31 protein-coding genes and 3 tRNA genes are annotated in these 25,361 nt (G+C 40.2%); 9 read left to right on the top strand and 25 right to left on the bottom strand.

What is annotated here, in order from left to right:
* The 6 genes from G3KMM_RS00755 to ftsA form a co-directional block, all read right to left on the bottom strand.
* The coding region (locus G3KMM_RS00755; RefSeq protein ID WP_164998457.1) for a class I tRNA ligase family protein at positions 1-378 on the bottom strand (378 nt) is incomplete at its 3' end.
* A complete protein-coding gene (locus tag G3KMM_RS00750; RefSeq protein WP_129604129.1) occupies positions 375-1,118 on the bottom strand; it encodes an HD domain-containing protein in 744 nt (247 codons plus the stop codon). The genes G3KMM_RS00750 and G3KMM_RS00755, both read right to left, overlap by 4 nt.
* A 22-nt stretch (positions 1,119-1,140) precedes the next feature.
* Positions 1,141-1,407: a hypothetical protein gene (locus tag G3KMM_RS00745; RefSeq protein WP_129604127.1), complete on the bottom strand. Its 267-nt coding sequence runs from the start codon at positions 1,405-1,407 to the stop codon at positions 1,141-1,143.
* Positions 1,408-1,860, bottom strand: a complete 453-nt coding sequence (locus G3KMM_RS00740; protein WP_129604124.1) for an ATP cone domain-containing protein — start codon at positions 1,858-1,860, stop codon at positions 1,408-1,410.
* 106 nt (positions 1,861-1,966) lie between these two features.
* Positions 1,967-3,172: a cell division protein FtsZ gene (gene ftsZ, locus G3KMM_RS00735; protein WP_129604122.1), complete on the bottom strand. Its 1,206-nt coding sequence runs from the start codon at positions 3,170-3,172 to the stop codon at positions 1,967-1,969.
* An 83-nt stretch (positions 3,173-3,255) separates the two neighbouring features.
* On the bottom strand, positions 3,256-4,473 hold the full coding sequence (ftsA, locus tag G3KMM_RS00730) for a cell division protein FtsA (protein ID WP_129604119.1): 1,218 nt from the start codon (positions 4,471-4,473) through the stop codon (positions 3,256-3,258).
* 57 nt (positions 4,474-4,530) lie between these two features.
* Between ftsA and map the strand changes: the two genes are divergently transcribed.
* Positions 4,531-5,289 (top strand): type I methionyl aminopeptidase, encoded by a 759-nt coding sequence (gene map / locus G3KMM_RS00725; RefSeq protein ID WP_129604117.1) that lies wholly within the window; start codon positions 4,531-4,533, stop codon positions 5,287-5,289.
* Between the two features lie 55 nt (positions 5,290-5,344).
* On the opposite strand, the gene G3KMM_RS00720 is transcribed toward map, so the two are convergent.
* Genes G3KMM_RS00720 through G3KMM_RS02895 form a run of 5 tightly spaced genes read right to left on the bottom strand, consistent with a single transcriptional unit; the run spans position 5,345 to position 8,659 of the window.
* Positions 5,345-5,872 carry a nucleoside monophosphate kinase gene (locus G3KMM_RS00720; RefSeq protein WP_129604107.1) on the bottom strand — a complete coding sequence of 176 codons (528 nt, stop codon included), beginning with the start codon at positions 5,870-5,872 and terminating at the stop codon, positions 5,345-5,347.
* A gap of 27 nt (positions 5,873-5,899) precedes the next feature.
* Positions 5,900-6,448: an adenylate kinase family protein gene (locus tag G3KMM_RS00715; RefSeq protein ID WP_129604105.1), complete on the bottom strand. Its 549-nt coding sequence runs from the start codon at positions 6,446-6,448 to the stop codon at positions 5,900-5,902.
* Positions 6,449-6,496: 48 nt separating this feature from the next.
* On the bottom strand, positions 6,497-6,715 hold the full coding sequence (locus G3KMM_RS00710) for a 30S ribosomal protein S21 (protein ID WP_129604103.1): 219 nt from the start codon (positions 6,713-6,715) through the stop codon (positions 6,497-6,499).
* A gap of 23 nt (positions 6,716-6,738) precedes the next feature.
* Positions 6,739-8,349: a single-stranded-DNA-specific exonuclease RecJ gene (gene recJ, locus G3KMM_RS00705; protein WP_129604100.1), complete on the bottom strand. Its 1,611-nt coding sequence runs from the start codon at positions 8,347-8,349 to the stop codon at positions 6,739-6,741.
* 55 nt (positions 8,350-8,404) lie between these two features.
* Positions 8,405-8,659 carry a helix-turn-helix domain-containing protein gene (locus G3KMM_RS02895; RefSeq protein ID WP_206660625.1) on the bottom strand — a complete coding sequence of 85 codons (255 nt, stop codon included), beginning with the start codon at positions 8,657-8,659 and terminating at the stop codon, positions 8,405-8,407.
* A 166-nt stretch (positions 8,660-8,825) separates the two neighbouring features.
* Between G3KMM_RS02895 and priA the strand changes: the two genes are divergently transcribed.
* The 3 genes from priA to G3KMM_RS00685 all read left to right on the top strand — a co-directional run bounded on the left by priA (position 8,826) and on the right by G3KMM_RS00685 (position 12,516).
* Positions 8,826-10,787: a replication restart helicase PriA gene (gene priA, locus G3KMM_RS00695; protein ID WP_129604094.1), complete on the top strand. Its 1,962-nt coding sequence runs from the start codon at positions 8,826-8,828 to the stop codon at positions 10,785-10,787.
* Between the two features lie 363 nt (positions 10,788-11,150).
* Positions 11,151-11,723, top strand: coding sequence for a peptide deformylase (gene def / locus G3KMM_RS00690; RefSeq protein ID WP_129604091.1), 573 nt, complete (start codon positions 11,151-11,153; stop codon positions 11,721-11,723).
* Complete coding sequence (locus G3KMM_RS00685; protein WP_129604088.1) at positions 11,716-12,516, top strand: methionyl-tRNA formyltransferase; 801 nt, start codon at positions 11,716-11,718, stop codon at positions 12,514-12,516. The genes def and G3KMM_RS00685 overlap by 8 nt, the downstream gene beginning before the upstream one ends.
* 28 nt (positions 12,517-12,544) lie before the next feature.
* Here the strand turns inward: G3KMM_RS00685 and G3KMM_RS00680 are convergent, their stop codons facing one another.
* The 5 genes from G3KMM_RS00680 to sufC all read right to left on the bottom strand — a co-directional run bounded on the left by G3KMM_RS00680 (position 12,545) and on the right by sufC (position 16,960).
* Positions 12,545-13,117 (bottom strand): DUF5663 domain-containing protein, encoded by a 573-nt coding sequence (locus tag G3KMM_RS00680; RefSeq protein ID WP_129604085.1) that lies wholly within the window; start codon positions 13,115-13,117, stop codon positions 12,545-12,547.
* Between the two features lie 61 nt (positions 13,118-13,178).
* A complete protein-coding gene (gene sufU, locus G3KMM_RS00675) occupies positions 13,179-13,586 on the bottom strand; it encodes a Fe-S cluster assembly sulfur transfer protein SufU (protein ID WP_129604082.1) in 408 nt (135 codons plus the stop codon).
* A 5-nt stretch (positions 13,587-13,591) separates the two neighbouring features.
* On the bottom strand, positions 13,592-14,779 hold the full coding sequence (locus G3KMM_RS00670; protein WP_129604079.1) for an aminotransferase class V-fold PLP-dependent enzyme: 1,188 nt from the start codon (positions 14,777-14,779) through the stop codon (positions 13,592-13,594).
* Between the two features lie 48 nt (positions 14,780-14,827).
* On the bottom strand, positions 14,828-16,210 hold the full coding sequence (gene sufB / locus G3KMM_RS00665) for a Fe-S cluster assembly protein SufB (RefSeq protein ID WP_129604076.1): 1,383 nt from the start codon (positions 16,208-16,210) through the stop codon (positions 14,828-14,830).
* Positions 16,211-16,213: 3 nt separating this feature from the next.
* Complete coding sequence (gene sufC, locus G3KMM_RS00660) at positions 16,214-16,960, bottom strand: Fe-S cluster assembly ATPase SufC (protein ID WP_206660624.1); 747 nt, start codon at positions 16,958-16,960, stop codon at positions 16,214-16,216.
* A gap of 65 nt (positions 16,961-17,025) precedes the next feature.
* Between sufC and G3KMM_RS00655 the strand changes: the two genes are divergently transcribed.
* A tRNA-Asn gene (locus tag G3KMM_RS00655) sits at positions 17,026-17,100 on the top strand.
* A 157-nt stretch (positions 17,101-17,257) separates the two neighbouring features.
* Here G3KMM_RS00655 and G3KMM_RS00650 read toward each other — a convergent pair.
* Together G3KMM_RS00650 and G3KMM_RS00645 are read right to left on the bottom strand one after the other, a co-directional pair.
* Complete coding sequence (locus G3KMM_RS00650) at positions 17,258-18,022, bottom strand: hypothetical protein (RefSeq protein ID WP_129604070.1); 765 nt, start codon at positions 18,020-18,022, stop codon at positions 17,258-17,260.
* 31 nt (positions 18,023-18,053) lie between these two features.
* Complete coding sequence (locus G3KMM_RS00645; RefSeq protein WP_206660623.1) at positions 18,054-18,764, bottom strand: DUF1287 domain-containing protein; 711 nt, start codon at positions 18,762-18,764, stop codon at positions 18,054-18,056.
* A gap of 159 nt (positions 18,765-18,923) precedes the next feature.
* On the opposite strand from G3KMM_RS00645, the gene G3KMM_RS00640 reads away from it, so the two are divergent.
* The gene (locus G3KMM_RS00640; protein ID WP_129604065.1) at positions 18,924-19,601 is read left to right on the top strand and encodes a peroxiredoxin; all 678 of its coding nucleotides are present in this window, start codon (positions 18,924-18,926) and stop codon (positions 19,599-19,601) included.
* A 60-nt stretch (positions 19,602-19,661) separates the two neighbouring features.
* On the opposite strand, the gene G3KMM_RS00635 is transcribed toward G3KMM_RS00640, so the two are convergent.
* Complete coding sequence (locus G3KMM_RS00635) at positions 19,662-20,729, bottom strand: 30S ribosomal protein S1 (protein WP_129604062.1); 1,068 nt, start codon at positions 20,727-20,729, stop codon at positions 19,662-19,664.
* A gap of 186 nt (positions 20,730-20,915) precedes the next feature.
* Here G3KMM_RS00635 and G3KMM_RS00630 point away from each other — a divergent pair, with 186 nt between their 5' ends.
* On the top strand, positions 20,916-21,413 hold the full coding sequence (locus G3KMM_RS00630) for an autoantigen p27 domain-containing protein (protein WP_129604059.1): 498 nt from the start codon (positions 20,916-20,918) through the stop codon (positions 21,411-21,413).
* Here the strand turns inward: G3KMM_RS00630 and G3KMM_RS00625 are convergent.
* Positions 21,410-21,793, bottom strand: a complete 384-nt coding sequence (locus G3KMM_RS00625; RefSeq protein ID WP_206660622.1) for a nucleoside triphosphate pyrophosphohydrolase family protein — start codon at positions 21,791-21,793, stop codon at positions 21,410-21,412. The genes G3KMM_RS00630 and G3KMM_RS00625 overlap by 4 nt on opposite strands.
* A gap of 139 nt (positions 21,794-21,932) precedes the next feature.
* Positions 21,933-22,139, bottom strand: coding sequence for a con-10 family general stress protein (locus G3KMM_RS00620; protein ID WP_129604055.1), 207 nt, complete (start codon positions 22,137-22,139; stop codon positions 21,933-21,935).
* A gap of 219 nt (positions 22,140-22,358) precedes the next feature.
* Here G3KMM_RS00620 and G3KMM_RS00615 point away from each other — a divergent pair.
* Positions 22,359-22,435 (top strand) — tRNA-Ala (locus G3KMM_RS00615).
* Between the two features lie 217 nt (positions 22,436-22,652).
* On the opposite strand, the gene G3KMM_RS00610 is transcribed toward G3KMM_RS00615, so the two are convergent.
* Positions 22,653-22,729 (bottom strand) — tRNA-Ile (locus tag G3KMM_RS00610).
* Positions 22,730-22,811: 82 nt separating this feature from the next.
* Between G3KMM_RS00610 and G3KMM_RS00605 the strand changes: the two genes are divergently transcribed.
* Complete coding sequence (locus G3KMM_RS00605) at positions 22,812-23,045, top strand: hypothetical protein (RefSeq protein WP_129604053.1); 234 nt, start codon at positions 22,812-22,814, stop codon at positions 23,043-23,045.
* A 51-nt stretch (positions 23,046-23,096) separates the two neighbouring features.
* On the opposite strand, the gene G3KMM_RS00600 is transcribed toward G3KMM_RS00605, so the two are convergent.
* Genes G3KMM_RS00600 through G3KMM_RS00590 form a run of 3 tightly spaced genes read right to left on the bottom strand, consistent with a single transcriptional unit; the run spans position 23,097 to position 25,358 of the window.
* Positions 23,097-23,648 (bottom strand): TrmH family RNA methyltransferase, encoded by a 552-nt coding sequence (locus G3KMM_RS00600; protein WP_129604048.1) that lies wholly within the window; start codon positions 23,646-23,648, stop codon positions 23,097-23,099.
* A 3-nt stretch (positions 23,649-23,651) separates the two neighbouring features.
* Positions 23,652-24,623: a calcium/sodium antiporter gene (locus G3KMM_RS00595; RefSeq protein WP_129604042.1), complete on the bottom strand. Its 972-nt coding sequence runs from the start codon at positions 24,621-24,623 to the stop codon at positions 23,652-23,654.
* A gap of 54 nt (positions 24,624-24,677) precedes the next feature.
* Positions 24,678-25,358 (bottom strand): hypothetical protein, encoded by a 681-nt coding sequence (locus tag G3KMM_RS00590; RefSeq protein ID WP_129604036.1) that lies wholly within the window; start codon positions 25,356-25,358, stop codon positions 24,678-24,680.
* Positions 25,359-25,361 lie beyond the last annotated feature (3 nt).

The raw sequence follows: 25,361 nt of genomic DNA, 5'->3' as shown, positions 1-25,361 counted from the left end.
AACCATCGACTCACGTGCCTTCGTAATATAGGTTGAAAGTGGCCACTTAGTACCAATCTCACGCCTATCAGTAATACCTAGTTGTTTCTCCACGAAGTTCTCTGCCGGTAAGCCATGACAATCCCATCCCCATCTTCGCTCAATCCTCTTACCACGCATTGTCCAAAAACGAGGCACAGCATCTTTTACGATTGAAGATAGTAAGGTGCCATGATGTGGCAAACCGGTGATGAATGGAGGCCCGTCATAAAACACATATCCATTATTAATATCTCGTTGCTCGATTGACTTTTCAAAAACTCGGTTCTTTTTCCAAAAGTCGACAATTGCCTTCTCGTATTCAATCGCTCTTCTTCTTGTGTTTGCTTGGTATTTCATAAACTCTCCTCCGTTTCATCTGTTACATTTTGTTTTTCTCTCATCATCCCGTTCGGTTCCATCATTGTCGTTCTAATAATTTCATCCCTGAACAGCTCATATATATTTATTCCAGCCTTTTTGTCAAAATACTGTTTTATTCTAAACAATTCTCTGAGATGATCACCTGCAGACCGAATTCCATGTCGAATTAATACGTCAGAAAAACGATCCGATATCGTCATCACCCCCATTGGATGTCCCATATTATCAGCTAGTTGAACCAAAAGATCTAAATCAGAAATCTCAGCCCCCTTCATATAGTCCTGCGTAAATTCTAAACTTTTTGAGTCCAGTTCTTCCCAAAACTCAGCCCGTTCTATCTGTTTGTATCCGTAATACGTATGAGTCATCGAGACCTGTGCTAGCTCCACCAGCCCCTCGTTCGTCAATAGGTTATATCCCAAAATTGGATGACGTAAGCCAACCTTTACTTCCACACATCGGCCAATATCATGCAGTAGTCCTGCGGAAAAAGCCATATCCGTCATTTCTTCACCACTCAGTTCCCTGCCTGTTTCCGGCCCTTCTCCTGTGACTTTCGTGAACCTCAATTTTGCTCCATTCTCCATCACTACTCTCGTAATTGATTCCGCTACTTTAGCTACGTTTAAAGAATGTTTTTCCCATGACAAAGAATACCCAGGCATCTCTTTTGCTTGCGCAAAAATTCTTAAGGCTTTCTCCCTGATTTCACTCATCCCCCTTATTATACAATATATTTTACACGCTGCGTAGCATATAAGACACTTGGTCAAACTGCGGTAGTGGTGAGCCACTCCATTTTTTTACGATTTCGCCACTCCCGCCCAGAATCAATAAACTCGGATATTGCATAATATCTCGAGTTGATGCAAAAATCTCCCCCTCAATTGTCTCCGGATCAATCAGTTCAACTTCCCGTCCAGTCTCACGCTGATATTCCACGCCCCACTCTTCAGCCTCTCTGAAATATTCTGAATGTGTTTTTACTACAATTACAATTCGCATTTAATCCTCACGTTTCTCTCTTTGTTCTCTAATAATTCTTTCAAATTCATCTAATGATTTAAATTGTAAAAATACACTAGCAAATCGAACGTAAGCTACTTCATTAATTTTAGCCAACACATCCAAGATCGCCTGTCCTATCTCTTTCGAATAGACCACATCACGCCCAAGAGAATACACCCTCTCCACCACCTTATTCACCACATCTTCAATTTCAAGTTCTGAGTTAAAAAATTTACCCACACTGCGATTTACTGCCTTATGCAGTTTATCACGATCAAAAGGCTCCCTATTCCCACTACGTTTCATCACCGCAAGTGGTGGCATTTCTATGCGCTCATAAGTTGTAAAGCGGTAGCCATCTGCCGTCACACGGCGACGACGAATCATTGAACCGTCAGGAGTCTCACGACTTTCAAGCACCTTACTATCACCAATCTTCACACCTATCATTTGCATTTTTACCTCCACCTTTTATCTAGATAATTCTTTCAATTACCCCTTAAGGAGCTCTGGTCCTCAAGATTATATATGGTCAGATTTCTCCGACCATATTTCACTATTTCTTACCGCGTAGTTTTGCTCTTAGAGAAGGCGGGACTTCTAAATCCTCTTCTTCATCCTGACGGCCAATTTTATCCCAAATATTTTCTTTTGGTGTTGCCGTAAATTCCTCTGCACTACTCTGCTCATTAGCTTCTGGTGCAAAACTTGGAGTAGACTCAATAATTTGCTGTTGGTTTCTTAGACTCTCTACTCTATTTAAAGCCTCATCCGTACGCTTCTTTTCTTCTTCTTCTGCGCGCTTACGACGATAAACATCTGAATCAAATCCAGTTGCTACTACTGTAATTACGATCTCATCCTGTAATTCTGGACGAATAGATGCACCGAAGATGATATTAGCATCTGGTGAAACAGCACCGGTAATTTCCTCTGCTGCTTCCTGGATTTCTGACATCGACATATCATATCCACCAGCTACTGAAAATAGTACGCCACGAGCACCATCGATTTTTACCTCAATTAGTGGTGATTCAATTGCCTGTTGAGCAGCTAACTTTGCCCTGTTCTCACCTGAAGCCCGACCGATACCCATTAATGCAGAACCAGCGTCTTTCATAATTGCCTTTACGTCAGCAAAGTCTAAGTTAATTAATGCATGTTCTGTAATTAATTCTGAAATCCCCTGAACACCTTGACGTAATACATCATCGGCAATCTTAAAAGTCTCGAGTAGTGGTGTTCTCGGATCAATTGTTTGCAATAAGCGATCATTTGGAATTGTAATCAGTGCATCTACCGCATCAGTCATCTCATTAATTGCCTTATCAGCATTACGCTTTCTCTGGGCGCCCTCGAAAGTAAATGGACGAGTCACCACACCAACGGTTAAAATACCCTGGTCTTTTGCTTCTTTAGCTACAATTGGACCAGCACCAGAGCCAGTACCACCACCAGCACCAAGGGTAATAAATACCATATCGGCGCCCTTCAAAGACTCTTTGATATTTTCACGGCTCTCCTCTGCAGCGGTTTGGCCTTTTTCAGGATCACCACCAGCACCCAAGCCTTTACCAATATGTACCTTCGTATCGGCATTTGAATAATGTAGTGCCTGAGCATCAGTATTGATTGCGATAAATTCTACACCAGAAAGTCCAACTTCTTTCATTCGATTAACTGCAGAACCACCGGCACCACCAACCCCCACGACTTTAATGCTTGCTTTTGTTTCCACCTCTGTTGGTTTAATTTCAGGCATCTTTTTTCCTCACTATCTAACAAATAACTACTTCTAGTTTATCACATTTTTCTCCCTAGTTAAGTAGTAATTTCTTAAATAATTTATTTTTTCTTGAAAATATTCAAAAACGAGAACAAACCACCTTCTTGAGTTTCATTGCTCACTTCACCAACCGTCAATTCATCATCATACATCATCAGAGCTAGTCCTAAAGCCGTCGTATATTTTGGATTCTCAACAAGATCAAATACCCCACCAAGTTTTTCCGTTGGTCTTCCTATCCTCACAGCCATACCAAGTAAATCTTTTACAAACTTATCTAAGTTTCGCATCATTGCACCACCGCCAACAATCACCAACCCCTCTGGTAATTTCTGCGCATAACCTGCCTGTTTCAAAATCTTTTCTACATGCTCAAAAATATCAATCAAACGTTCTCTTACAATCTGGTTCACCTCATCTTTTGTGAAGCTTACTGTTTCGTCGCCCACCTTTGTTACGATTGTTTTATCACTCTCTGGAAAATCAGCTGAAACATAGCGCAATTTAATTTCCTCTGCCACGCCTGGATTAATTGCAAGCCCAATAGCAAGATCATTCGTAATATTATTTGCACCTGCATTCAGAACCGCATAATGCTGCAAAAAACCATCCATAAAAACTGCTACACTTGTCGTAGAAGCCCCAAGATCCACTACCGCAACACCATTATCCTTTTGCTGTTCAGTTAGAACAACTCTTGCCGAAGCAACGGCTGTTGGCACAAGTTCTAGCGACTCAATCGAAACATTCTCAGTCAATTTTCGTAGATTTAAACAAGACGGCACTAGTGCTGAAACAACACTCGCTTGCATTTCTAACTTCATTGCATTCATTCCCAAAGGATCCCGAATGCCAGACTGACCATCCACAATATAATTCGTAGGAATCACTTTTAAGACTTCTCGATTATTTGGAATCACTCCCGCAAGTGACATCTCTTGAATTCGCTTCAAATCATTCGGCGAAATAGCCTCCCCACCCATAATTGAAATCATGCCTTGAGTTTGCACCGCGCCAACCTGTGAACCATTAATTGAGGTATAGGCAGACTTTAAAGATTTTCCGCTCGTCTGATCAATCATTACAATTGCTCTATTTAATGACTCAACCGGGCCAGCCAAATTTGTAATCACCCCCTTACTCATTCCACCATTATTTTTTACCTCAGAGTTAGCTATCACGGATATTTCACCTTGGTACTCAGAAAGCGCCACCGCACGAATGTACTGTGTTCCAACATCGATTCCTAACATAAAACGAGGTAACTGGTCATTCATATCCTTGGTATTATACCATAAACATTTTAAAAAATATATCGGTGTTATAATTTATCCATGGATATTCAAAAAATTACCGCCATGCGCGAGGGTGGCAAAATTTTAGGTACAATTCTCGCCGAGCTCCGAGATTATGTTGACGTTGGTATGACTAAACGTCAACTTGATACTTGGGTTCGTAAAAAAATCACAGAAGCCGGAGCCATAGTTTCCTATGATCAACTTCCCCAAAAATTCCCAGGCGCCATCTGTATCTCTGTTAACGATGAACTAGTTCATGGCGCCCCCAACAGCGATTACGCCCTCCAAGACGGCGACAAAGTTTCTTTTGACCTCGTAATTGGTTATAAAGGCTATCATACAGATGCAGCTTTTACTACCACAGTTGGCAAAGCCAGTCCTGCCGTCAAGCAAATGATTAAAACTACCGAAAAAAGCCTCTGGGCTGGCATTGCTACGGTTGCTCCAGGTACACATCTTGGCGATATTGGCTATGCCGTAGAAACCGTTTTACGTCGCGGACATCTAGGCGTTATCGAAAACTATGTTGGCCACTTTATTGGTAAATCCATGCATATGGAACCAGAAGTTCCAAACTTTGGTAAACGTGGTCGCGGTTACATACTCCAGCCGGGAGATACTCTATGTATCGAACCAATGTCGTCTCTTGGTAAACCATACAATCACGTTAGCCCAGAAAACGGCTGGGATGTCGTTCTTTCTGATGGCTCTATTGGCTGTCACTGTGAACATACTATTCTTGTTACCGAGACTGGCTTCGAGGTACTGACTTTACCAAACTGCCCTGAGGAATAAATATTTTCTCTACCAACAAAAAATCGGAAACATTTTTCCGATTTTTTTAATTAAATTAATTTTTCTGAACTAATTCCATAATACGCTGATTTACTTCTTTAATTGACCCCACGCCATCTACTTCATAAATCTGCACCCCCCGCGACTTCATCTCTGTTAAAAATGAATAACTTTTTTGTTCAAAGTAGGATATTTTCTGCTTCCAGACTTCGACATTATCATCCTCTCTTCCTCGCTCAGCCAACCTTATTAAGAGTTCTTCTTCTGGTACCTTTAGTAGCACCGCAAATTCTGTATGCGTAAAAACTCCTTTTTCCTCCAACATACCCACTTGTTCAACTGAACCTGGCTGACCATCAAAAATTACCTCACCCCCATCTTTGAATACAGCATTCATGTTCTCCCACAGAAGATCCACTAAGATATTTTCTGGAATCATCGTACCCTTACTCGTGTATTCATCGAATCGATGCGAATCACGAATTAACTGTCCCGCTGAAAGCCAGGTGCGACCCATCTTTTCCGCCAACATCCTCCCCTGTGTCGATTTCCCCGATCCGGCTGGTCCATAAATTAAAATCATAGTTCTCCTTTCTGAAAAAACGCCCCCTTAGGCGTTTCCCTTATTATTTAATTCACTAATTTCATTTCGTATCAAAGTAACGGTACGCTTATAAACTTCATCAACTTCACCTAGCCCATCAACAGTTAACAACTTTACTCCATTGCCTAACAAATACGCTACGATTTCATTACGGCTACGTTCGTAATCAGCTTGTCTTTCCTCAATAATTTCTGGTACATCCTGACTGCGTCCTCGCATCGATAGTCTACGCATCACCTCTTCAAACGGCACCGTCAACTCTACTATATAGTCAATCTTTAGGCCTCGTTCAATTATAATTTCTGCCTGACGTAATGTCCTTGGATACCCATCAATAATCGCATTTTCCGTCTCAGTTAACCTAGAGAATACTAATTCCGACACCATCTCATCATCAAATAATTGCGCAGTTTTTAGCCGGTCAATCACCCACTGTTCCTTGCTCTCTCGAAGAATTGCCCCGGACGAAATCCAAGGCCAATTTAAATCATTTGCTAATCTATTCCCAACTGTACTTTTGCCAGTTCCAGGACCCCCTAAAAATAATAGTTTCATACAAAAATAGTATAGCACAAAAAAGACCCCATTAAAGGGGCCTTCTCATTACTTTAAACCAAGTTTAATTCGTTCTGTTTTTTCAGCCTTACGAATCTCGCGTAGAATTGCTTTACGGCGACGTTCGCGTTTAGAAATTGGCTTTGAAAAACGAAGCTGTGATTTCGCAAGTGGCATAATTCCACTCTGTAACACCTTACGATTAAAGCGACGAATGATGTTTTCGTTTGCCTCTCCCTGGTCTTTTCTAGTTACTTTGATTGCCATATATCGGCATTATATCAGATACGCTACATTTTTTCAACAGAGCTTTCTTTAATCTGCAAAATTCTTCCTTCGACGCTTCTGTAATTCTGCCATTCATTCTCCACCAGATTAACCCACACATTTCGATTCTCCCCTTCCATAATTTCCATCCACTCCTCCGGAGCGTTAAAAGCCACTAGTTTTATCTCTTTCCCTAAGCCATCTTTCAAGGTCATTCTCATATGCTGCCCTTCAGCTCCCATTTTATTGATCCTCTCTACCTTCATATTTTTTAACAAAAATATCGGCTCCGGATTTCCCATCCCAAATGGCTCTAAGGCTCTAAGCTTTTCCATTAACGACAAATTTAATCCCCCCAATTCCTCAATTTCCAAATCTTCTTTCGCCTCTAAATATTTCTCTTGATCCTGCAACTTTAATCCTAGGTAGTAATTATTTACCAACTCGATAAACTTATCCAAACCATCTTTCGAAACTTTTAATCCACACGCCGCCGCATGACCACCACCACTGATAATCTGTTCCTTGCAGGCTTTTAGTGCCTCTGCCAGATTAAAATCACCAAACGAACGGCCTGAGCCCTTCAACACTCCTTCTTCCGTTTCCGCCAATACGAACGCCGGTTTGTGATATTTTTCCACCAATCTACCTGCAATAATCCCTAGCACTCCCTCATGCCATTTGCCAGTTACTACAATCACCGGATCCTTCACCTCTGGAATCTCCTCCATTGCCTGCCTTTGACTATTCCTACGATCCTGATTTAGTTGATTTAGCTTCATGGCTAACTCAAAGGCCTCTCGGTGGTTTTTAGACATTAAAAGTCTCAACGAAATCTCTGCCGATTCCATTCGACCTCCCGCATTTAACCTTGGGCCAATTTGAAATCCTATCGTTTCAGAACTAATTCTCTCCGCTCTCGCCACCTTTAAAAGCTCGATCAATCCTGGTCGTTTCGTCTTTTTCAGCACTTTCATACCAAAATAACTTAACATCCGATTTATCGGGTTAAGTGTCATTGAATCACAAAGTGTTCCCACTAACACTAGATCCAAAAACCATTTCTCTCTTCCTGCCTCAATATATCCAAGAGAAACCATTTTCTGCATCACTAAAAAAGCCACCCCGCAACCACAGAGCTCTCTTAATTCCGATTTCTCATTCCTCTTAGGATTAACCACCGCCACTGCCGACTTAGGTACCTCTTTCATAATTTCATGATGGTCCGTCACAATCACGTCCACCCCCATTGCAGACAGTTCTTCTATTACCTCCGAATTATTACTTCCACAATCCACCGTCACGATAAGACTCGCCCCCAGTTCTTTAGCCTTTTCCTTCACTCTTCCACCCATACCGTAACCATCAATAAAACGATCTGGCAACATCACCTCCACCCTTTCGACACCACTCATTTTAAGACAGTCAAACATTAAAGCACTTGCCGTTACTCCATCCACATCGTAGTCACCGTAGATTAATACTGTCTCTTTATTATTCACTGCTTGAATAATTCGCTCACTTGTCTTTTTAATATCTGGCAACTCATCCGCAAGTCCCAGCAAATATTTTGGATACAAAAAGTCTTCTGTAATACCCCGCTTTTTTATTAGCTGATCAAAAATATCATCCATGATATATCTTACCTATTCTTTTTTCACCCAAAATTGAATCTTTATTAAAATTATTCTACTGAATAGTTTTACTCTGCTTTGAGCTAGGAGCCATTTGTTTACTTTTTATCACGATTCCTTGCAATTCTTTTAAAATTGGAAATTGCTTATTTGTTTGGTAAATTGTTGTATTCCCCTTTTTTGTCACAATCAAGAAATTCCCTTTTTCAAGTCTTTTCAACTCTCTCTGAATATTTCCCGGATCTTCATGTATTAACTTCGACAACGCGCGCACATGCGTCTTAAAGTCTGGATACTTCGCAAAAACCACCAATATCTTTCGTCGGACCCGAGATGTAATGAATATATCCAACATATTTACCTCACTTTTGCTTCTTCTCCTTAGTATACCAAACAACAGTATTTCTCACAACAGCTGAAATATTCTCCCCTATCTCCCCGTCCCGCATACACTCCACTATGCTAAAATAACATCAATGTATTACCAGGTTATTCCTACCAAAATCTTTCGTCAGGATCTTCATGCTCTTGAGAGTTTATTGACATATTCTTTTCCCGAAGAGCTCAAACCTGGTCAAATCGTTCTTATCCCCTTAGGAAAGTCAATTATTCCCGGCATTATTCATCATTCTACCAATCCTCCTAAGGATCCGTCCTTCCAAATCAAACCAATTAGCTCAGTTCTACCCCTCCCCCCTCTCCCAAACCACCTCCTTCAAGCAGCAACTTGGCTCAGTCAATACTATCTCACTCCTCTACCTATCATTGCTAATCTACTTATTCCAAAAGGTATCACTAAGGACCGCCGTAAAAAATCTACTCGCCTAGCCCTAGAGAATAAAACAATATCAAAAACGATCCCACTAAATTCTTCACAAAAAACCGCGCTCACTGCCTTAAATAATCTAAAATCACATACCAAGCTCCTGCATGGCATTACTGGCTCTGGTAAAACCAATCTCTACCTCACGCTTGCGATGAATCAGTTTCAAAAACAGCAATCTAGTATTATTCTTGTCCCAGAAATTTCTCTCACCTCGCAGTTAGTTCAGCAATTTCAATTTTATTTTCCCAACTCAGTTATCACCATCCACTCTAAGCAAACTGAAGCGACTAGGCATCAAATTTGGCAATATATCGCAAAAAGTACCGATCCATTAATCATCATTGGTCCCCGCTCCGCTCTTTTTTCCCCAGTGAGTAATCTAGGCCTTATCATTATTGATGAAGCACACGATCCTGCTTATTATCAAGATAACCCCCCACGTTATTCGACCTTACGGCTCGCTAGCTTCATAGCGAACACTAAAAATATTGATTGCATCTACGGTACCGCCACTCCCCTTATTGAAGATTTTTATCTTGCACAAAAAAATCACGCCTACGTTTCACTCTTGCAGAAAGCCAAAGAGACCGCTATTACTCCTGATCTACACCTTATCGACCTGAGAGATTCCTCCTTCTTCTCTAAGAATCGATATTTTTCCGATCCCCTGATTAAAAATATTACTCAGAACCTTGAACAACATCAGCAAACTTTAATTTTTCATAATCGTCGTGGTTCCGCTCCGCTTACAATTTGTGATCAGTGCGGCTGGCAGGCGCTCTGTCCCAACTGCCTTTTGCCGCTCACTCTTCATAGCGATAAGTTTAAACTCACCTGTCACACTTGTGGATATGAAGAAGTCGTACCTAAGTCTTGTCCAGTCTGTCAACATTCCTCAATTATTCATAAAGGATTTGGCACCAAGCTTCTTGAGTCTGAACTTAAAAAACTCTTTAAGACCGCCCGTATCGCTCGTTTTGACGCCGACAATACCACAGGTAGCTCCTTAAATCATCTCTACACTGACATCAAATCCGGCGCCGTCGACATCCTAATTGGAACTCAGCTTCTCGCTAAGGGCCTTGATCTTCCAAAACTTGCTACCGTTGGTATCGTGCAAGCTGATGGCGGCCTTAGTCTTCCTGACTACTCTTCAGAGGAGCGTAGTTTTCATCTACTTACCCAAGTCATTGGACGTGTCGGCCGTGGACACCTTAGTGAAGCTTCTGTTTTTATCCAAACCTTCCAGCCAGACCACCCTATCATTCATTTCTCCATGCAAAATGATTATATCGGGGCCTATCAATATTTAATTAAAAAACGTCAACAAGCCCATTTCCCCCCTTATTACTATCTTGCCAAACTTTATATTACACAAAAAACCGAGCAAACCACCATCCGTAAAATCCGTGAATTATACTCCCTTCTTCGTCCCCTGAAAGGCATTTATCTATCTGCTCCTACTCCAGCCTTCCATGAATTCTCACCAAGTGGTCATACTTGGCAAATCATTCTAAAATCCCCTTCCCGTCAAAATATCCTCTCCGCCATTAAAACCGTACATACCTTCCCCAATTTAAAATACACACTCGATCCCCCTTCCCTCCTCTAAGAATAACTAAAGAATCATCAAAAAACTCTTCTTTCTACTAAGATAAAACCTAAGATGTGGAGGCGATTCAGAAACTATGATTTATTTTTTTAGGAGCTAAAACTACCTTGGTAGTTTTAAATTGAGAGATATTCCATTTCCTTCTTTAGAAAGAGTTAAAAACTTTTTCTAAAACTCCCCTCCACATCTCAGGTTAAGTCATTAGAAAACATTCTAGTGACTTCTCGTCTCGTATCTCTAATTTCTAGTCTCTCTACCTAGAGTGTAAAACTATTTTTTATTTTTACAACCATAGCCACTTTATTTTCTTTTCTATCTCTTCTTATGCTTTATAAAACCCTTAAAAAATATTATAATATCCCTATGAAAATTATTACTGTCCCTGATCCACGCTTAAGACAACCCTCTACAAAAGTTAATCGCATTACTGATGAAACAAAAGAAATTGTTGATCAAATGATTAAAGCTAGCCTTGAATGGGAAAAACAACATCCCCACGAGCTTTCTGCCGCCATGGCTGCTCCTCAGCTTGGCATCAATAAACGTATCATTATTATTCGCGACGACCTTGATGATAAAAATAACGCCAGCTTCACTGCCCTTATCGACCCTGAAGTTATTAAGGCAAGTGGTAAAATTACTAGCGACTACGAAGGCTGTCTCTCTGTACCTTTTATCTATGGACTTGTCCCTCGCGCTTCAAAACTTCGTATTAAAGCTAAGCTCATTGATGGTACCGAAGTACGCATTAAAGCTGACGACAATCTTGCTCGCACCCTTGCCCACGAAATCGACCATCTCGATGGCGTTCTCTTTATCGATCACATTAAAGACGAAGAGAAAGCCTTCTTTGAACTAGACAAAGACGGCGACCTTAAGCCACTTGATTACGATAAGCGTATCAAAAATAACCCTGAGTTATTCCCCGATGACTAAAATTATCTTTTTTGGCAACGGCCCTCTTGCCGATATCGCCAAATCACTTATTGAGCAACATCCCGATTTCCAAATTATTTTTCATGCCAAGACTAAACAGGACCTCGAGAAAGTAAAAACCCTAAAAGCCTCTGATCCCGCCATCTTTGGCATTCTTGCTAGCTTTGGCGTTTTGATTAAAGCTGACGTACTTGATCTCTTTGAACCTTATGGCATCCTCAATATCCACCCTTCCCTTCTTCCAGCTTATCGTGGCGCCTCCCCCATTGAGTCAGCCATCTTGAATGGCGATCAGGATTTTTCAGTTTCAATCATGAAATTAGTCAAAGCCATGGACGCTGGCCCAATTTACTATCAAGAGACTCTTACCTCTGATCAATTCTCTCCACAGCCTTCAAAGTCCGAAATTTATACCAAATTATCCACTCATGCCACAAATTGGTTGCTTAGTCACCTAAATAACCTTCCGACTCCAGTCCCACAAGATGATCAAAGTGCCACCTATACCACCAAGTTTGACACCTCTATGTCTACTCTTGACCCTCAGAAACCCGCCAGCAACTTGCTTAATCAAATACGCGCGTTTCAAGGTTTTCCTAAAAGTAAATTAATGCTTGGTAATCAAGAATGCATTATTCTCGAAGCACACCTCGACACAAATTCCCCCGAAGACCAACATGCTAAAATCAAAGTGGCCTGTAAGGACCAAAATCTTATTATCGATCGCCTGCAGCCTGCTGGGCGTAAACCAATGGACGCCACATCCTTCTATAATGGCTATCTAAAAAAATAAAGTCTATCTTCTAGACTTTATTTTTCTTCTATCCCCAATTCTGCGCTGGTTGCTGAATATTAGACATTGGCTGCTGCATCGTTGGTTGTGCGACTGGTTGCATTGGTGCTGATGGCTGTATTGGCGCTGAATTTTGTGGATTATATCGCGCCACGACCTCTTCTTCTGTCCCAGACGTCTGTCGTACCATCTCCATTATTTCATCATGCGCCTTAATGATTTCTTGTTTAAATTCAGACTCAATATCCTGTGCTACTCTTGCATAATCTGGACGATTCAATTGAATCCATTTTACGCTTAAATACTCACCTAAAATCTCCAGCGTACCCTCAGTTGTGTTATATTTTTGCAATAATTTTTTATATATATCATCCTGCCTATAATCGCCGAGCTTTGTTAAAAACTTAATCATCGTATTGCGATCTTTCTGCATAATACCGTCAAACTCCTCAAGCTGCTCGGGAGTCATCCCCTCACTCATCTTTTCGCCCACTCGATTCTCAAGTTCACCCTGGATTTCAGTTATAAATGCAGTTCTCTGTGGTTCGGGTAAATTCTGCAAACCCACTTCCGCCAGGAACCTATCATCCACCTTTATCATTTATTCCTCCTAAACTATTTTCCATTATAATTCGCAATGGGTTTAAACACAAGCGTTTAATTTATTTATTTAAAAATACCTGCCACGCGAGCTCCGCGCACTTTGCTCTTGCCGGCATTCGACCAACAATCTTTAAAGCAATCGCATCCCCCATCTGTTTTTCTCCCCCACAAGACTCAAATTCTTCCTCATCTAAAATCATCGTCCTAAATAATCGACTCATTTTCTTTGCCTCCTCAAGCGTCTTCCCCTTCACTGATTCAATCATTAAATCCGCTGACGCTAATGCAATCGCACACCCCACCCCCTCAAACTTCCCCTCCGTAATAATTCCATCCTCGAGTTTTAACTGAACAATTATTTTATCACCACAGCTAGCATTCTTTAATTCCTTAGCAATATCCGCCCCCTCAATGCTCCCTCGATTCTTTGGGTATAAATTATGCTCTAATAAAATTTCATCATACATCAAAACTATAAACCCATTTCACTTCTAACTTTTTTTAATATTGAGGTTAAATATTTTAACTCATTTTTAGTATTATAAAACATCAAGCTTACTCTTACTGCTGGCCCAATTTTCTTCTCCGTCAAAAACGGCTCGGCGCAGTGCCAACCTGCACGCACCATCACTCCGTAATTGCTTAGGATCTGCGCTGTATCATGCGCATGTACCCCCTTAATATTTAATAAAACAATACCATTTTTAGCATAATACATCTCCGCATCTTCTATTTCCCCTATTTGTTCCTTTAAAAACGAAGTTAGCTCTTCTACTACACCAAACAGCTTATTATCTTTATTGTGCTCTTGCCAAAAATCAATCGCTGCAGAAAGACCAGCCACCCCTCCCATATTTATCGTTCCTCCCTCAAATTTCTGCGGTCCAAAAGCAAACTCACTTTTTATTGCACCATTCTGGCACTCCACCCCCTCCACCATTTCTCCACCATAATTAAGCGGGGTTATTTTTTCCATCCATTCTCGCCTCATATACAAAATACCGACCCCCATCGGTGCACCCATTTTGTGTCCAGAAAACACTAAAAAGTCCACGTCCATCTTCTTTACGTCGATACGCCTATGCGCCACCAACTGCGCCGCATCCACCAGGATTGCACCGCCATAGCCTGATTCTCGCAGCTCTCTTATCAACTCATTTTGTTCTTCTCCACTCACATTACTTAGACCGGTTAATGCTACTATTTTCACCGCCTCTTTGCCCCTTTTAAATTCCCCCAAAATATCCTCAGTCACCACCACTTGTTTACCGTATCGTTCTGTAAAAGGCAAAATATTACTATGATGAGAGTCTAAACTAACTAGAATCTTATCTTTTTCCCCTATAACTTCCCGCACTCCATTCGCAATCAAATTAATCCCCTCGGTTGCATTTTTGATAAACACAACCTCATCTGGATCCGCACCAATATACTTCGCCACCTTTATTCTTGTTTGATTTAATACTTCTGTAGACTGTTCACTTAATTTATACAGACCTCTTAATGGATTTGCATTTTGAGTTTTGTAATACTCCACTTCCCTTTCTATCACTTGATTAGGCCTCTGCATCGTTGCCGCACTATCTAAATACACAAACGGTAACACTGGATCGATTAATGCCGGTGCCTCTTCAAAAATCGCAAATTCTTCTCTTAACATCTCTTCCTCTCCCTTTTAACTCGCCCTTAATACTTAATCCCTAAGGAATTAGGCCGTCCCTTCCATTTCCATTCTGATTAGATTATTCATTTCCATCGCATACTCAATCGGCAACTCTTTTGAAACATCACCTGTAAATCCTCGTACGATTAAAGCCCTAGCTTCATCTTCACTAATCCCCCTTGTTTGTAGATAATACACCGCCTCATCTGAGATCTTACCAACACTTGCCTCATGTGATACCTCCGCTTCATTGCATTCCACTTTTACTTCTGGAATCGCATTAGAAACCGATCGATTATCCAAAATCAACGATTTACAGTCAGTATATGACCTTGCGCGCAAAGCCTTTTTTGTTATTTTAGCTAAAGTACGCGTCATCGACACGCCCCCACCGCTACTCAATGACTTAGCATTTATCATCGAATACGTATCTTCCGCCAAGTGAACAACTTTTGCACCCGTATCAAGCACCTGCCCCTCGCCCGCAAATGACACCCCTGTATATTCCATTCTTGAACGCGCCCCCGCCAATACACCCATTGGATAGAGCATCGATACTTTAGACCCAAACGACCCAGTTACCCACTCAATCACCCCATCTTCTTCAACATACGCCCGTTTAGTGTTCAAGTTGAACACATTTTTTGACCAGCTCTCCACGGTTGAAAATTTTAGCCTGCTATTTTTCTTTATATAAAGCTCCACGCTTCCCGCATGCAAATTCGACACCGTATATTTTGGTGCCGAACACCCCTCAATAAAATGTAGGTCCGAGTCTTCATCCACCACGATCAAAGTATGTTCAAACTGCCCCGCTCCCGGCGCGTTTAATCGATAATAACTTTGGATAGGAATCTCCACGCTTACTCTTTTTGGAATATAAATAAAAGAACCTCCGCTCCACACCGCCGCATGCAAGGCCGCAAATTTATGATCCTTTTCCGAAATCAACTTCATGAAGTGCTCTCTTACAATTCCCCCTACATCCACCCCATATCTTGCAATCACTTCTTCCTTCTTCTTCTTTGTCAATTGAATTGCCTCCTCCATAGGTAGGTAAATCACGCCCTTCTTAGCAATCCTCTCTTTGAGATTATGGTAAATCACCTCGGAGTCATATTGTGCGCCTACACCCGCCAAATGCTCCTGCTCCGCTTCTGGAATCCCCAACTTATCAAACGTTTCTTTTATTTTCTTTGGTACTTCATCCCAGCTCGAAACCATTTCATTACCAGTTTCCACATACATCAAAATATCATCTAGAGCCAGCTCAGAAATATCTGGCGCCCATTTTGGCATCGTTAGCTTATTCCAGTATTCAAGACCTTTTAGTCTTAGTTCTAGTAACCACTCTGGCTCTTGTTTCTTTTTTGACAAGGCCAAAATATATTCAGAAGTTATACCTTTTTTATTTAATTCCTTTTTCATTTTTTATAAAATCCCCTCAAAACCATTTTTCTCAATCGATTCAAGCAATTCCGTAGTCCCAGTTTTTACAATCTGCCCAGACTTTAAGATACATACTCTATCCACTTTTAAACTTCTCAAGATACGCATATTATGCGTAACTATCAGTAGTGTCGTTTTGCTTTCCTCCTGCAACTCACTTAATAGTTCCGAAATTAAGTCTGCCGCGTCAACATCTAATCCCGAATCGATCTCATCTAAGATGAGCAATTTTGGTTTCAATACTAAAGCCTGTAAAACTTCGTTCTTTTTCTTTTCGCCACCAGAAAACTTGTAATTAATTTCTCTCTCTGCAAAGAAAATATTTGTTTTTAATTTCTTACAAACTATTGAAATCTGTTCACGTATTTTATCTAGACTTAAATTCTCCCCCCTCGCATTAAGCGCCGCTCGAATCACATTTGTCGTCGAAATCCCGGGGGCCTCCACCGGATTCTGCATCGTCATCATCATTCCTAGTTTCGCCCTCTCATCTACTTTCATATTAGTGATGTTTTCACCTAAAAACCTAATTTCCCCCTCTGGGATTTTTAATTTTGGATCACCCATCATCGCCGCACCAAGAGTCGATTTTCCAGCCCCATTTGGCCCCAAAATCACCACAGTCTCACCCTGTGCTACTTCCAGGCTCAAATTTTCAATAATCTTTTTTGATTTCTCCCCCTCGCCAGCCAATACTGTAATATTCTTAACACTCAACATTTTATCCATTATAACATTTTCTAACCCAGGCCCTTGCATTCCACTAATTTATGCGCTATAATTCCTCCATAGATTCCCCTGTAGCTCAATGGTGGAGCAAGAAGCTGTTAACTTCGAGGTTGTCAGTTCGAGCCTGACCGGGGGAGCCAATTTGAATTTTAGAGCAATTTATCAAGCTCATAAACGGTCCTAACAGAGATGGGAGGACCGTTTTTTATTAATCATTAAGATCAGAAAGTAAGAAATTTAAAGACTTGTTGGTTCACCGTGAAGACTCTTTGACCAAAAAAGATCTCTTCGGAGTTCTTAACGATTGAATTTTTCTACCTCTTCTGCTCCAAACCTCATAAGTTCGTCAAAATCTCCATTTCTCCTATAAAAATCAACCAACTTGTCTCTTAATTCCTGATACTCAGGGTAACTACAATCAGGTAAAGTAATTATCGGCTTCCAAGATTCGTCAAGAAGAGCCGGCAAAGATTCCTTCAGTACATAATAATCATCTTCTGATAACTTTGCAACTGGTGATTCTGGATTCTGACGATAATAGAAATCTGTTTGAAAATGCATTAATTCATGCAAAATCCCGTCAAGTGGCATTCCCCATAATTCATCATCAATTTTTGCATACGTATAAATTACCCCTTCTTCATAGTAAACGATCATTGCCGGGAAAGTTGTAATCAAAAATAATAAGTCTGCTTTTGAGCAAGTCGCACTCTTATCAATTTTAGCAATTTCGATTGCACGATTTTTTGCACATTTTTTTACAGCTAATTTATGTCCAGCAACTTTCTCTAACTTCTTCACTGCTAATTCAAAATTTTGCTCCAATTGCTCTCTCATGATTCTTTCGAATTTTTTTGGTGGCATAGAAATTTTTTTATTACGTTTACTAATAAATGTAATTAAAATTTCCTTAGCTTGCGAAAAGTTCAATCCAATAATTTTCTTAGCAATCTCCAAGTCATCTTCATCTTTTAATTTATTAATCTGATGAAAAAGATTAATTGCACTATACCAATTATATGCATCCTGTATCTCATCATAAATAATTTCATATGTTGCCATACTTTCATTATAATAAAAAACGACACACTTTTTAGCTTATCCTAAAATGTCCCACAATATCTGTTCGATATTCCAGCACATCCTCCTCATAAAAAAGCCCGCCATTATGAATAATGAAAGGTATCCCCCTCAAATTTCTTTTATCTGATACCACTCCAATATGCGTCTTAAATACAATAATATCTCCACCCTGCCACTCTTTTACATCTGTTAAATCCGTCGTTAGAGATTTCGCATTACGCTCAAAAAATATTCTTAAATTATTTACTCGACGAAAATCAATATTTTTATCTACAATATCAACTTGATACAATCTTTTATTCATTTTAATGTCAGCATCCACCAATTCCCTCAAATCATACCCCGCGCCTTTCATACCAACTGCAATCACATCCGTGCATACACCAAACTCATCATCTGAATATCCCGTCCTATAATATTTGCTTTTATATTTTGGCTTTGTCGCAATATACCTTCTCACACTCTGCAAGAAGTCTGTTTGGTCATCAATACCATCCCCATCTTTATCAACTAGACTTTTATAAGTCTCGATCCCAAAATCCGCATTAATATATTGTCGATGTGGTATTACATTAAACATATATAATACCCATGCTACCCCGAATAATATTAAAAAACCAAACCCAAAAAATAGGATTTTCCTCCATCTTCTTAAACTACTACACCTACCACTCTTATCTTTTTCTTTATTATTGCCCATTTTTTCCTTTTCTAGCCTCATTCTATCACATTCCTCTTCCTACAATTTGTTTCTATGTTACAATAGAAATGGTCGCATATGACCTTGGAATTGATTAACTGTGTTTTAATAACACAACTTTGATAAAAATTAGGGGTCTTCCCGACCAAAAATACACAAACCTTAACAAGGAGATTTTTTATGAACGATAATGAAATTCAGCATATCCCTCTTATTGGTGAAATGCTACCAACTATGCAAGTACAAACCACTCATGGTCCTAAAACCATCCCTGGCGACTACGCTGGCAAATGGCTTGTTCTTTTTAGCCACCCAGCTGACTTCACTCCAGTCTGTACTACCGAATTCGTTTCCTTCCAGAAGAATTATGATAAATTCCGCGAGATGAATACTGAACTTCTCGGTCTTTCCGTTGACCAGGTCTTCTCCCACATTAAGTGGACTGAGTGGATCAAGGAGCACTTCGATACTGAAATCGAGTTCCCAATCATTGCCGACACTGGCTTAGTTTCCGGCAAACTTGGTTTTATCCATCCAGGTAAAAACCATGACACCAACACTGTCCGTGCCGTCTTCGTCATTGACCCAGAAGGCAAAGTTCGCGCTATTCTTTACTACCCACAAGAGCTTGGTCGCAACATGGACGAGATCTTACGTATGGTTAAAGGCTTACAGACTTCAGAAGAACACAAAGTTGCTCTTCCTGCCAACTGGCCAAACAATGAACTCTTTGGTGCTGACGTCATCATTCCACCAGCCAAGGATGTTGCAACTATTAAAGAACGCCTAGCTGCTGCTAAAGCCGGTGAATTCGCTTGCGAAGACTGGTGGCTCTGCCACAAACCATTGAATAAATAATTTATTCAACAACAAAAAGAACCCCCAAAACAGGGGTTCTTTTTTAGGTTCTTTCGCTAATTATTTAGCTACTGAAAGTGAAATCTTGCGACCTTCACGATCAATGTCGAGTACCTTGAAGCTCTTACGCTCGTTAAGAGTAAAGATCTTTTCAGGATCAACATCGTTACCTTCACCAAGTTCAGAAACATGAACCAAAGCTTCAACGGCTGGTGAAATCTGTACAAATGCACCGAATGGTGTGATGCGAGTTACAGTTCCCTCAACCTTTGAACCCTTCTTTAAGTTCTCGACTTCTGAAAGCCATGGATCAGCAACAAGTTGCTTCATGGAAAGGCTTAGACGTTCTTTATCGATAGCAATAATTTTTGCCTCAATTTCATCGCCAACTTTTACATAGTCTGATGGATTATTTACACGTTCCCAAGAGATCTCAGAAATATGAATCAAACCTTCAATGCCTTCAACATTAACAAAGACACCAAAATCAACTACGCCAGTTACTACGCCCTTAATTACATCACCAACGTGAAGTTCAGCAAAACGAGCAGCAAGACCATCTTTCACAGCTTCCTTCTCAGAGAAGATAAGCTTATTGTCTTTCTTGTTAGCGTCAAGGATTCTTACCTTAATGCCCTTGCCAACAAGAGAGTTAAGACGTTGCAAAATTTCATCCTTGTCTGCTGAACCAACACGTGGATAATGCTCTGCAGAAAGTTGTGAAACTGGCAAGAAACCACGAATTCCTTCGTATTCAACCAGAAGACCACCACGGTTAGCATCAAATGGAGTAACCTCCACGATTTCCGCAGCATCCATCTTAGCCTGGATCTCATCCCAGCCCTTATCCTTCACTGCCTTACGAAGTGAAAGCAGTACAGTACCGTCTTCCATTTCTGGATCGATTACTGAAGCAGAAACTTCCTGACCAACCTCAAGGTTACGTGCAAATGAAGCTTCACGGCGTGGTACTAAACCTACACCCTGCGCACCAAGATCAATTAAGATCTCGTGCTTCTTTACTGAAAGTACTACACCAGAGACAGTATCTCCAGCAACTACTTTTTTGATCGAATCACTAGCAGAAGCTAACAATTCATCCATTGTGATTTTTTTGGCATCAGCCATTACTTATATTTTCCTTTCTTCAGGCCCGTTCAACTAAATCGAAAATTATTTTATTCTTTCTCCCCAGTTGAACGAACCCGAATCTACTTCTTAATATATCAAATCCACCTCTGTTTGTAAAGTTAAGCACCACTAAACATTCCTCTTATCCTTTTTCTTTTTCCCACACCCTCCTATAATCATTTTATGATCCCAAAAATCGACAATCTTTCACCCCAAAAAACGTCCAGCCATTCAAATTTGCCGATCTATATTCAATTTATACAAGAAGTAGAAAAAGAGTACTCAAACTTCGTTTTTAAACCCAGTAATCGTTTCCGCTTTCGTCCCCCGAAAACTATTTACTATGAACTACCCTCTCCCAGATCACGTAATCTCTCTCCCTATTTTCTCCAACTGCTTCACGAACTAGGACATGCCGTATCGCACCACCATAATTACTCCCTATCTGTTGACCGCCTTAAAATCGAAACCGAGGCTTGGGTTTCCGCACATCGTATTTTTAAATCTCATTCGAATTGGCCTAAAAAATACCATTTTGATTTTGATCAAGATTTCGCCGAAACTCAACTTGACACTTATCGTCATTGGCTACATAAAAAAGCCACCTGTAAGAAGTGCGGATTAACAATGTTTCAAGACAAAAAACAACAATGGATTTGTCCACATTGCGATCTCTATTAACGGTTATCACCACTTCCGTGGATCTTATTCCTTTCGAAGCGATCTTGTAATTTTTCAATATTCATTTTAGCTACTTTCTCAAATTCTACTCCAAGATATTTTGAAACCATCGCTAAGTACCATAAGACATCCCCCAGTTCCTTTGCTAACTCCACTCTCTTTTCGTCAGAAACTTCTCCATTATTATCTCTAATAAGCTTCTTGATTTTATCACAAGCCTCTCCAGACTCCCCAGCCAACCCTAATACTTTCTCCAACATCCCTAAATGACTAACTTTTGCACCCTCTCTCACAAAGACCTCATACGAAAACGTATCGAACTTACCTGCTTTTTCCTGATATTCATTAAAATTCATCTTCACCTCCTTTTTATTCATCATAACATAAATATCTTTTAATCACCGCTTAAAAATATCACCACCTAAATAAACTCTAGTCTCGTCTTTATTCCATAAACCGAACAACTCAAAAAAACAAAATCCCCTCTTGCGAGGGGTTTGTTATTTCTAGGTGGATATTTTACTCAGTTGTCTTTTTTGCAGGGCCACGTCGTGAAATACGACCGCCTTTAGCACCAGCAATCTTAGCAAGTGCAGGGTTTGCAGCAAAGCCACCAGTACAGCCTAAACGGCCACCCTTCTGTCCAATCTTTGCGTAAAAATCTTTACCGTATTTCTCACGGTTTGTTGCAGCAGCTTTTAGGCCACCTTGCTTTGTTCCAGCCATTATTCCTTCTTTCTGCCCACCAGAAAAATATTAATTTTATTCCTCCCCCTCTATCCCGCGAAGTGTCATACTCAACTTATCCGCACCCCTTGGTCTATGTTCTGTATTATATAATAACCACAGCTTTTTGTCAATATGCTAAAGTTAAAAAACATTGTATAATATATTATTCCTAGTTTTATTGACAACCTTCTAGTTCTTTGTTACTATATTTCTACTGGGGTAATAGCTCAGCTGATTAGAGCGCTGCCTTTGCAAGGCAGAGGTCCAGGGTTTGAATCCCTGTTACTCCACCATTTCCTGATTAATAATCAGCCATGGGGTATTTAGCGTCCCCCCGCTAAATACTCCACCAAAAAATTAGACCGTTTCGGTCTTTTTTTATGCTTTCTTCCCCTCTTTTACTATCTATAAATTAGTTTCAATATACTCTCTCAATGTATAAAAAACAGTCATCTGTTCTACGTCTAAAAATTAAAGCAACAAAAAAATCGCTCTCGCGATCCATTGCTGTGGTGGGGATATGTGGACTTGAACCACAGACCTCGTCATTATCAGTGACGCGCTCTAACCAGCTGAGCTATATCCCCAATACCTCTCCATTCTACCCTATCTATTCAGAAAAATCAATATCAAACCTAGATTAGTTTTACATTGTGTTATAATTTACCCATGCAATGGAATTTTAGTTTTGGTTGGATGCTCATCGGCCTCATAATTACCACTCTCAGCGGTCTTGTCGTCGCTAAATATCAAGTTATTTCCGACAATATGCTTAGTGGTGTCTCTTCTTATGATCGTGTAAAGTTTTGGGGCCTTATTGGCGTTGGATTAGGCCTTGCTGTCACCGCAAACCTACACACCTTCTTCCTTACCATCCTCGTTAGTCTTTTATTCAAAAGGTAACTAATCCTTACCAACAAATAAGATACTCATCAAATCGACGAGTATTTTATTTTATAGAACCTGCTGCCTAACCCACTCATACATAGCTACCCCAGCCGCTACCCCCACATTCAAAGATCTTGTTGATCCCAGCGATTCTATATAACGAACATCATCAGCTTTTTCTAATAATTCACTACTAATGCCATTCCCTTCACTTCCAAAAACTAAAGTAGTTTCTTGAACAAATTTTTTATCATGTATAGGCTTAGCGCGTTCAGTATTATTCTCAATTGCCACCACATCTCTGTGTCGCCTCCTCTGATCATCCATGAAGTCTTTCACTTCCGACCAGTATTTAATCGTCAAATACTTGTCTGTACACATTGCACCGCGCCTATTATATTTCTTCTTTCCAATAATGTGTACAGCCTGAACATTAAAGTTATTCGCCGATCGAACAATTGTCCCTACATTAAAATCATGGTCCACATTCTCAATCGCAATTTCTAAGCTCACCCGTTTCTCGTCTAAATTGTTTTTCACCGCCTCATTAGACAACCCCTTAAATTCATCTCTTAGGTTTCGAGTATCAAGCGTCGGATCAAGCTCAAAATCTTCCATTTCCTATGCAAAACTCCCCATCATCACATATCCATAATATGCTGCAAACATTAGTAAAAAGATAATTCCCTTCTTGTATCCAATTCTTCCACCATGTCTAGCAAAGAAGAATAATACTACGGCTGATATGATTAAGGCAATAATATCAATATATGAGAATGCACCACCCCCTACTCCACCAAAAATTGCCACCGGAAGGCCCGCTACAATACCAATATTGAAGATATTTGATCCGACAATATTACCGATTGCAATATCATACTCACCTTTCTTTGTAGCAATTACTGAAGTTACTAGCTCAGGCAGCGAGGTGCCAAGTGCCACAATAGTGAGTGAAATAATCCTTTGACTCACGCCAAATGTTGCCGCAATTTCCGAAGCCCCTTTAACTACAAAATCACTACCAAGAACAATACCAAAAAGCCCAATTACGATCATCAAGAGTGCCTTCACCAACTTAACTGGCTTTTCGTCCTTATTCTCTTCTTCATTAGTATCTTTTTTACGAGCCATCCCAATCAAATAGTAGATAAAAATACAGAAGAATAACAACAATACAATACCATCTTGACGTGTAAATACATTCTCAGCTAAGCCAAAGATTTTATCTGATAGAAGCGCTGCAAATGCTAACGTAATTAAGACTAGTACTGGAATCTCCTTCTTTACGGTTGCCGTATTTACTCTCAAGGTTCCTACCAAAGAGGATATTCCTAGAATTAATAAGATATTAAGTATATTACTACCTACTACATTCCCCAAAAGAATATCACCCTTCCCCGATAAAATAGATTGGATACTCACTGCAAACTCCGGCGCACTCGTTCCGAAAGAAACAATCGTTAATCCAATCAGCATCTTTGGTACACGAAATTTTCTAGCCGTATCACTAGCCCCATCCACAAAAATATCCGCCCCTTTAATTAGAAAGACAAAGCCTATAAGCAGCAATGCCAGGTTGATCAAAAGACCCATTTTATTTTTTATTCTCCCTTTAAACTCTTACTATTTTACCACAAGAAAATTAGATTAGTCCAACCATCTCTTTTTTAAGTCCGCTTGCATACTCTTTGCAATTCTTGGCAGATACTTCAAAATAGCTTGATTAAGCGGTAGGTCATATTTTCTGAATTCATCATCCTCAAACTTCTCGCTATGTGCATAGTAGCGATTACGCGCCATCCTTTTCCGACGCTTTTCACTTTTCATATAAGATACATCTCCAGACGTCTTAATATATTCTAGAACCGCCGTCTCCGGATATCCAAGCAATTTTCCCACACGAAGATTTGCCTCATTCCACTCGTTTCTATCTTTTTCAGCCACTACCCCGTCTTCAGTTAAATCAGTCACCACTAAGTAGTTTTTCTTTAATTGATCGCATAAACTATCATCGATCGAAATATAAATAAATTCATCCCCCTCATACAAAGAGTCTGCCATCCTTTTATTATTTTTATGAACAGCAAACTTACTGACATTGCCAATAGTTATTTTTATTCCAAGCTCTTCTAAAATATTTTTTAGAGTGCCGCCATCAAGTAGCATCCGACCGTCTTCCATCACATCGTTTACAAGTAATGCAGCAGGCTTAATTCCAATCAAAACCCCAAGAATACTAGCCGCCTCTGAAATAACTAGCTCTATATTTTCTTCCCCATAAAACTCTAATAAAAAATCTTCTAGCTCTAGCAGCTTTTTCTCTATCATACA

It is taken from the genome of Candidatus Nanosyncoccus nanoralicus, from assembly GCF_004138405.1.
Taxonomy (GTDB): Bacteria; Patescibacteriota; Saccharimonadia; order Saccharimonadales; family Saccharimonadaceae; genus Nanosyncoccus; species Nanosyncoccus nanoralicus.
Note: the sequence above shows the minus strand (reverse complement) of the source record. Positions and strands in the feature narration are given on the sequence as shown.

Coding starts and splice junctions, on each gene's coding strand:
- map (WP_129604117.1), top strand. CDS start 4,531: ATGGATATTCAAAAAATTACCGCCATGCGCGAGGGTGGCAAAATTTTA.
- G3KMM_RS00740 (WP_129604124.1), bottom strand. CDS start 1,860: ATGATAGGTGTGAAGATTGGTGATAGTAAGGTGCTTGAAAGTCGTGAG.
- G3KMM_RS00645 (WP_206660623.1), bottom strand. CDS start 18,764: ATGAGGCTAGAAAAGGAAAAAATGGGCAATAATAAAGAAAAAGATAAG.
- G3KMM_RS00710 (WP_129604103.1), bottom strand. CDS start 6,715: ATGGCAATCAAAGTAACTAGAAAAGACCAGGGAGAGGCAAACGAAAAC.
- G3KMM_RS00685 (WP_129604088.1), top strand. CDS start 11,716: ATGACTAAAATTATCTTTTTTGGCAACGGCCCTCTTGCCGATATCGCC.
- G3KMM_RS00680 (WP_129604085.1), bottom strand. CDS start 13,117: ATGATAAAGGTGGATGATAGGTTCCTGGCGGAAGTGGGTTTGCAGAAT.
- ftsA (WP_129604119.1), bottom strand. CDS start 4,473: ATGAATGACCAGTTACCTCGTTTTATGTTAGGAATCGATGTTGGAACA.
- G3KMM_RS00650 (WP_129604070.1), bottom strand. CDS start 18,022: ATGGCAACATATGAAATTATTTATGATGAGATACAGGATGCATATAAT.
- G3KMM_RS00605 (WP_129604053.1), top strand. CDS start 22,812: ATGCAATGGAATTTTAGTTTTGGTTGGATGCTCATCGGCCTCATAATT.
- G3KMM_RS00630 (WP_129604059.1), top strand. CDS start 20,916: ATGATCCCAAAAATCGACAATCTTTCACCCCAAAAAACGTCCAGCCAT.
- def (WP_129604091.1), top strand. CDS start 11,151: ATGAAAATTATTACTGTCCCTGATCCACGCTTAAGACAACCCTCTACA.
- sufC (WP_206660624.1), bottom strand. CDS start 16,960: ATGGATAAAATGTTGAGTGTTAAGAATATTACAGTATTGGCTGGCGAG.
- G3KMM_RS00635 (WP_129604062.1), bottom strand. CDS start 20,729: ATGGCTGATGCCAAAAAAATCACAATGGATGAATTGTTAGCTTCTGCT.
- G3KMM_RS00590 (WP_129604036.1), bottom strand. CDS start 25,358: ATGATAGAGAAAAAGCTGCTAGAGCTAGAAGATTTTTTATTAGAGTTT.
- G3KMM_RS00625 (WP_206660622.1), bottom strand. CDS start 21,793: ATGATGAATAAAAAGGAGGTGAAGATGAATTTTAATGAATATCAGGAA.
- G3KMM_RS00750 (WP_129604129.1), bottom strand. CDS start 1,118: ATGAGTGAAATCAGGGAGAAAGCCTTAAGAATTTTTGCGCAAGCAAAA.
- sufU (WP_129604082.1), bottom strand. CDS start 13,586: ATGTATGATGAAATTTTATTAGAGCATAATTTATACCCAAAGAATCGA.
- priA (WP_129604094.1), top strand. CDS start 8,826: ATGTATTACCAGGTTATTCCTACCAAAATCTTTCGTCAGGATCTTCAT.
- sufB (WP_129604076.1), bottom strand. CDS start 16,210: ATGAAAAAGGAATTAAATAAAAAAGGTATAACTTCTGAATATATTTTG.
- recJ (WP_129604100.1), bottom strand. CDS start 8,349: ATGGATGATATTTTTGATCAGCTAATAAAAAAGCGGGGTATTACAGAA.
- G3KMM_RS00595 (WP_129604042.1), bottom strand. CDS start 24,623: ATGGGTCTTTTGATCAACCTGGCATTGCTGCTTATAGGCTTTGTCTTT.
- G3KMM_RS00640 (WP_129604065.1), top strand. CDS start 18,924: ATGAACGATAATGAAATTCAGCATATCCCTCTTATTGGTGAAATGCTA.
- G3KMM_RS00720 (WP_129604107.1), bottom strand. CDS start 5,872: ATGATTTTAATTTATGGACCAGCCGGATCGGGGAAATCGACACAGGGG.
- G3KMM_RS00745 (WP_129604127.1), bottom strand. CDS start 1,407: ATGCGAATTGTAATTGTAGTAAAAACACATTCAGAATATTTCAGAGAG.
- G3KMM_RS00620 (WP_129604055.1), bottom strand. CDS start 22,139: ATGGCTGGAACAAAGCAAGGTGGCCTAAAAGCTGCTGCAACAAACCGT.
- G3KMM_RS00600 (WP_129604048.1), bottom strand. CDS start 23,648: ATGGAAGATTTTGAGCTTGATCCGACGCTTGATACTCGAAACCTAAGA.
- G3KMM_RS00670 (WP_129604079.1), bottom strand. CDS start 14,779: ATGTTAAGAGAAGAATTTGCGATTTTTGAAGAGGCACCGGCATTAATC.
- G3KMM_RS00715 (WP_129604105.1), bottom strand. CDS start 6,448: ATGAAACTATTATTTTTAGGGGGTCCTGGAACTGGCAAAAGTACAGTT.
- ftsZ (WP_129604122.1), bottom strand. CDS start 3,172: ATGCCTGAAATTAAACCAACAGAGGTGGAAACAAAAGCAAGCATTAAA.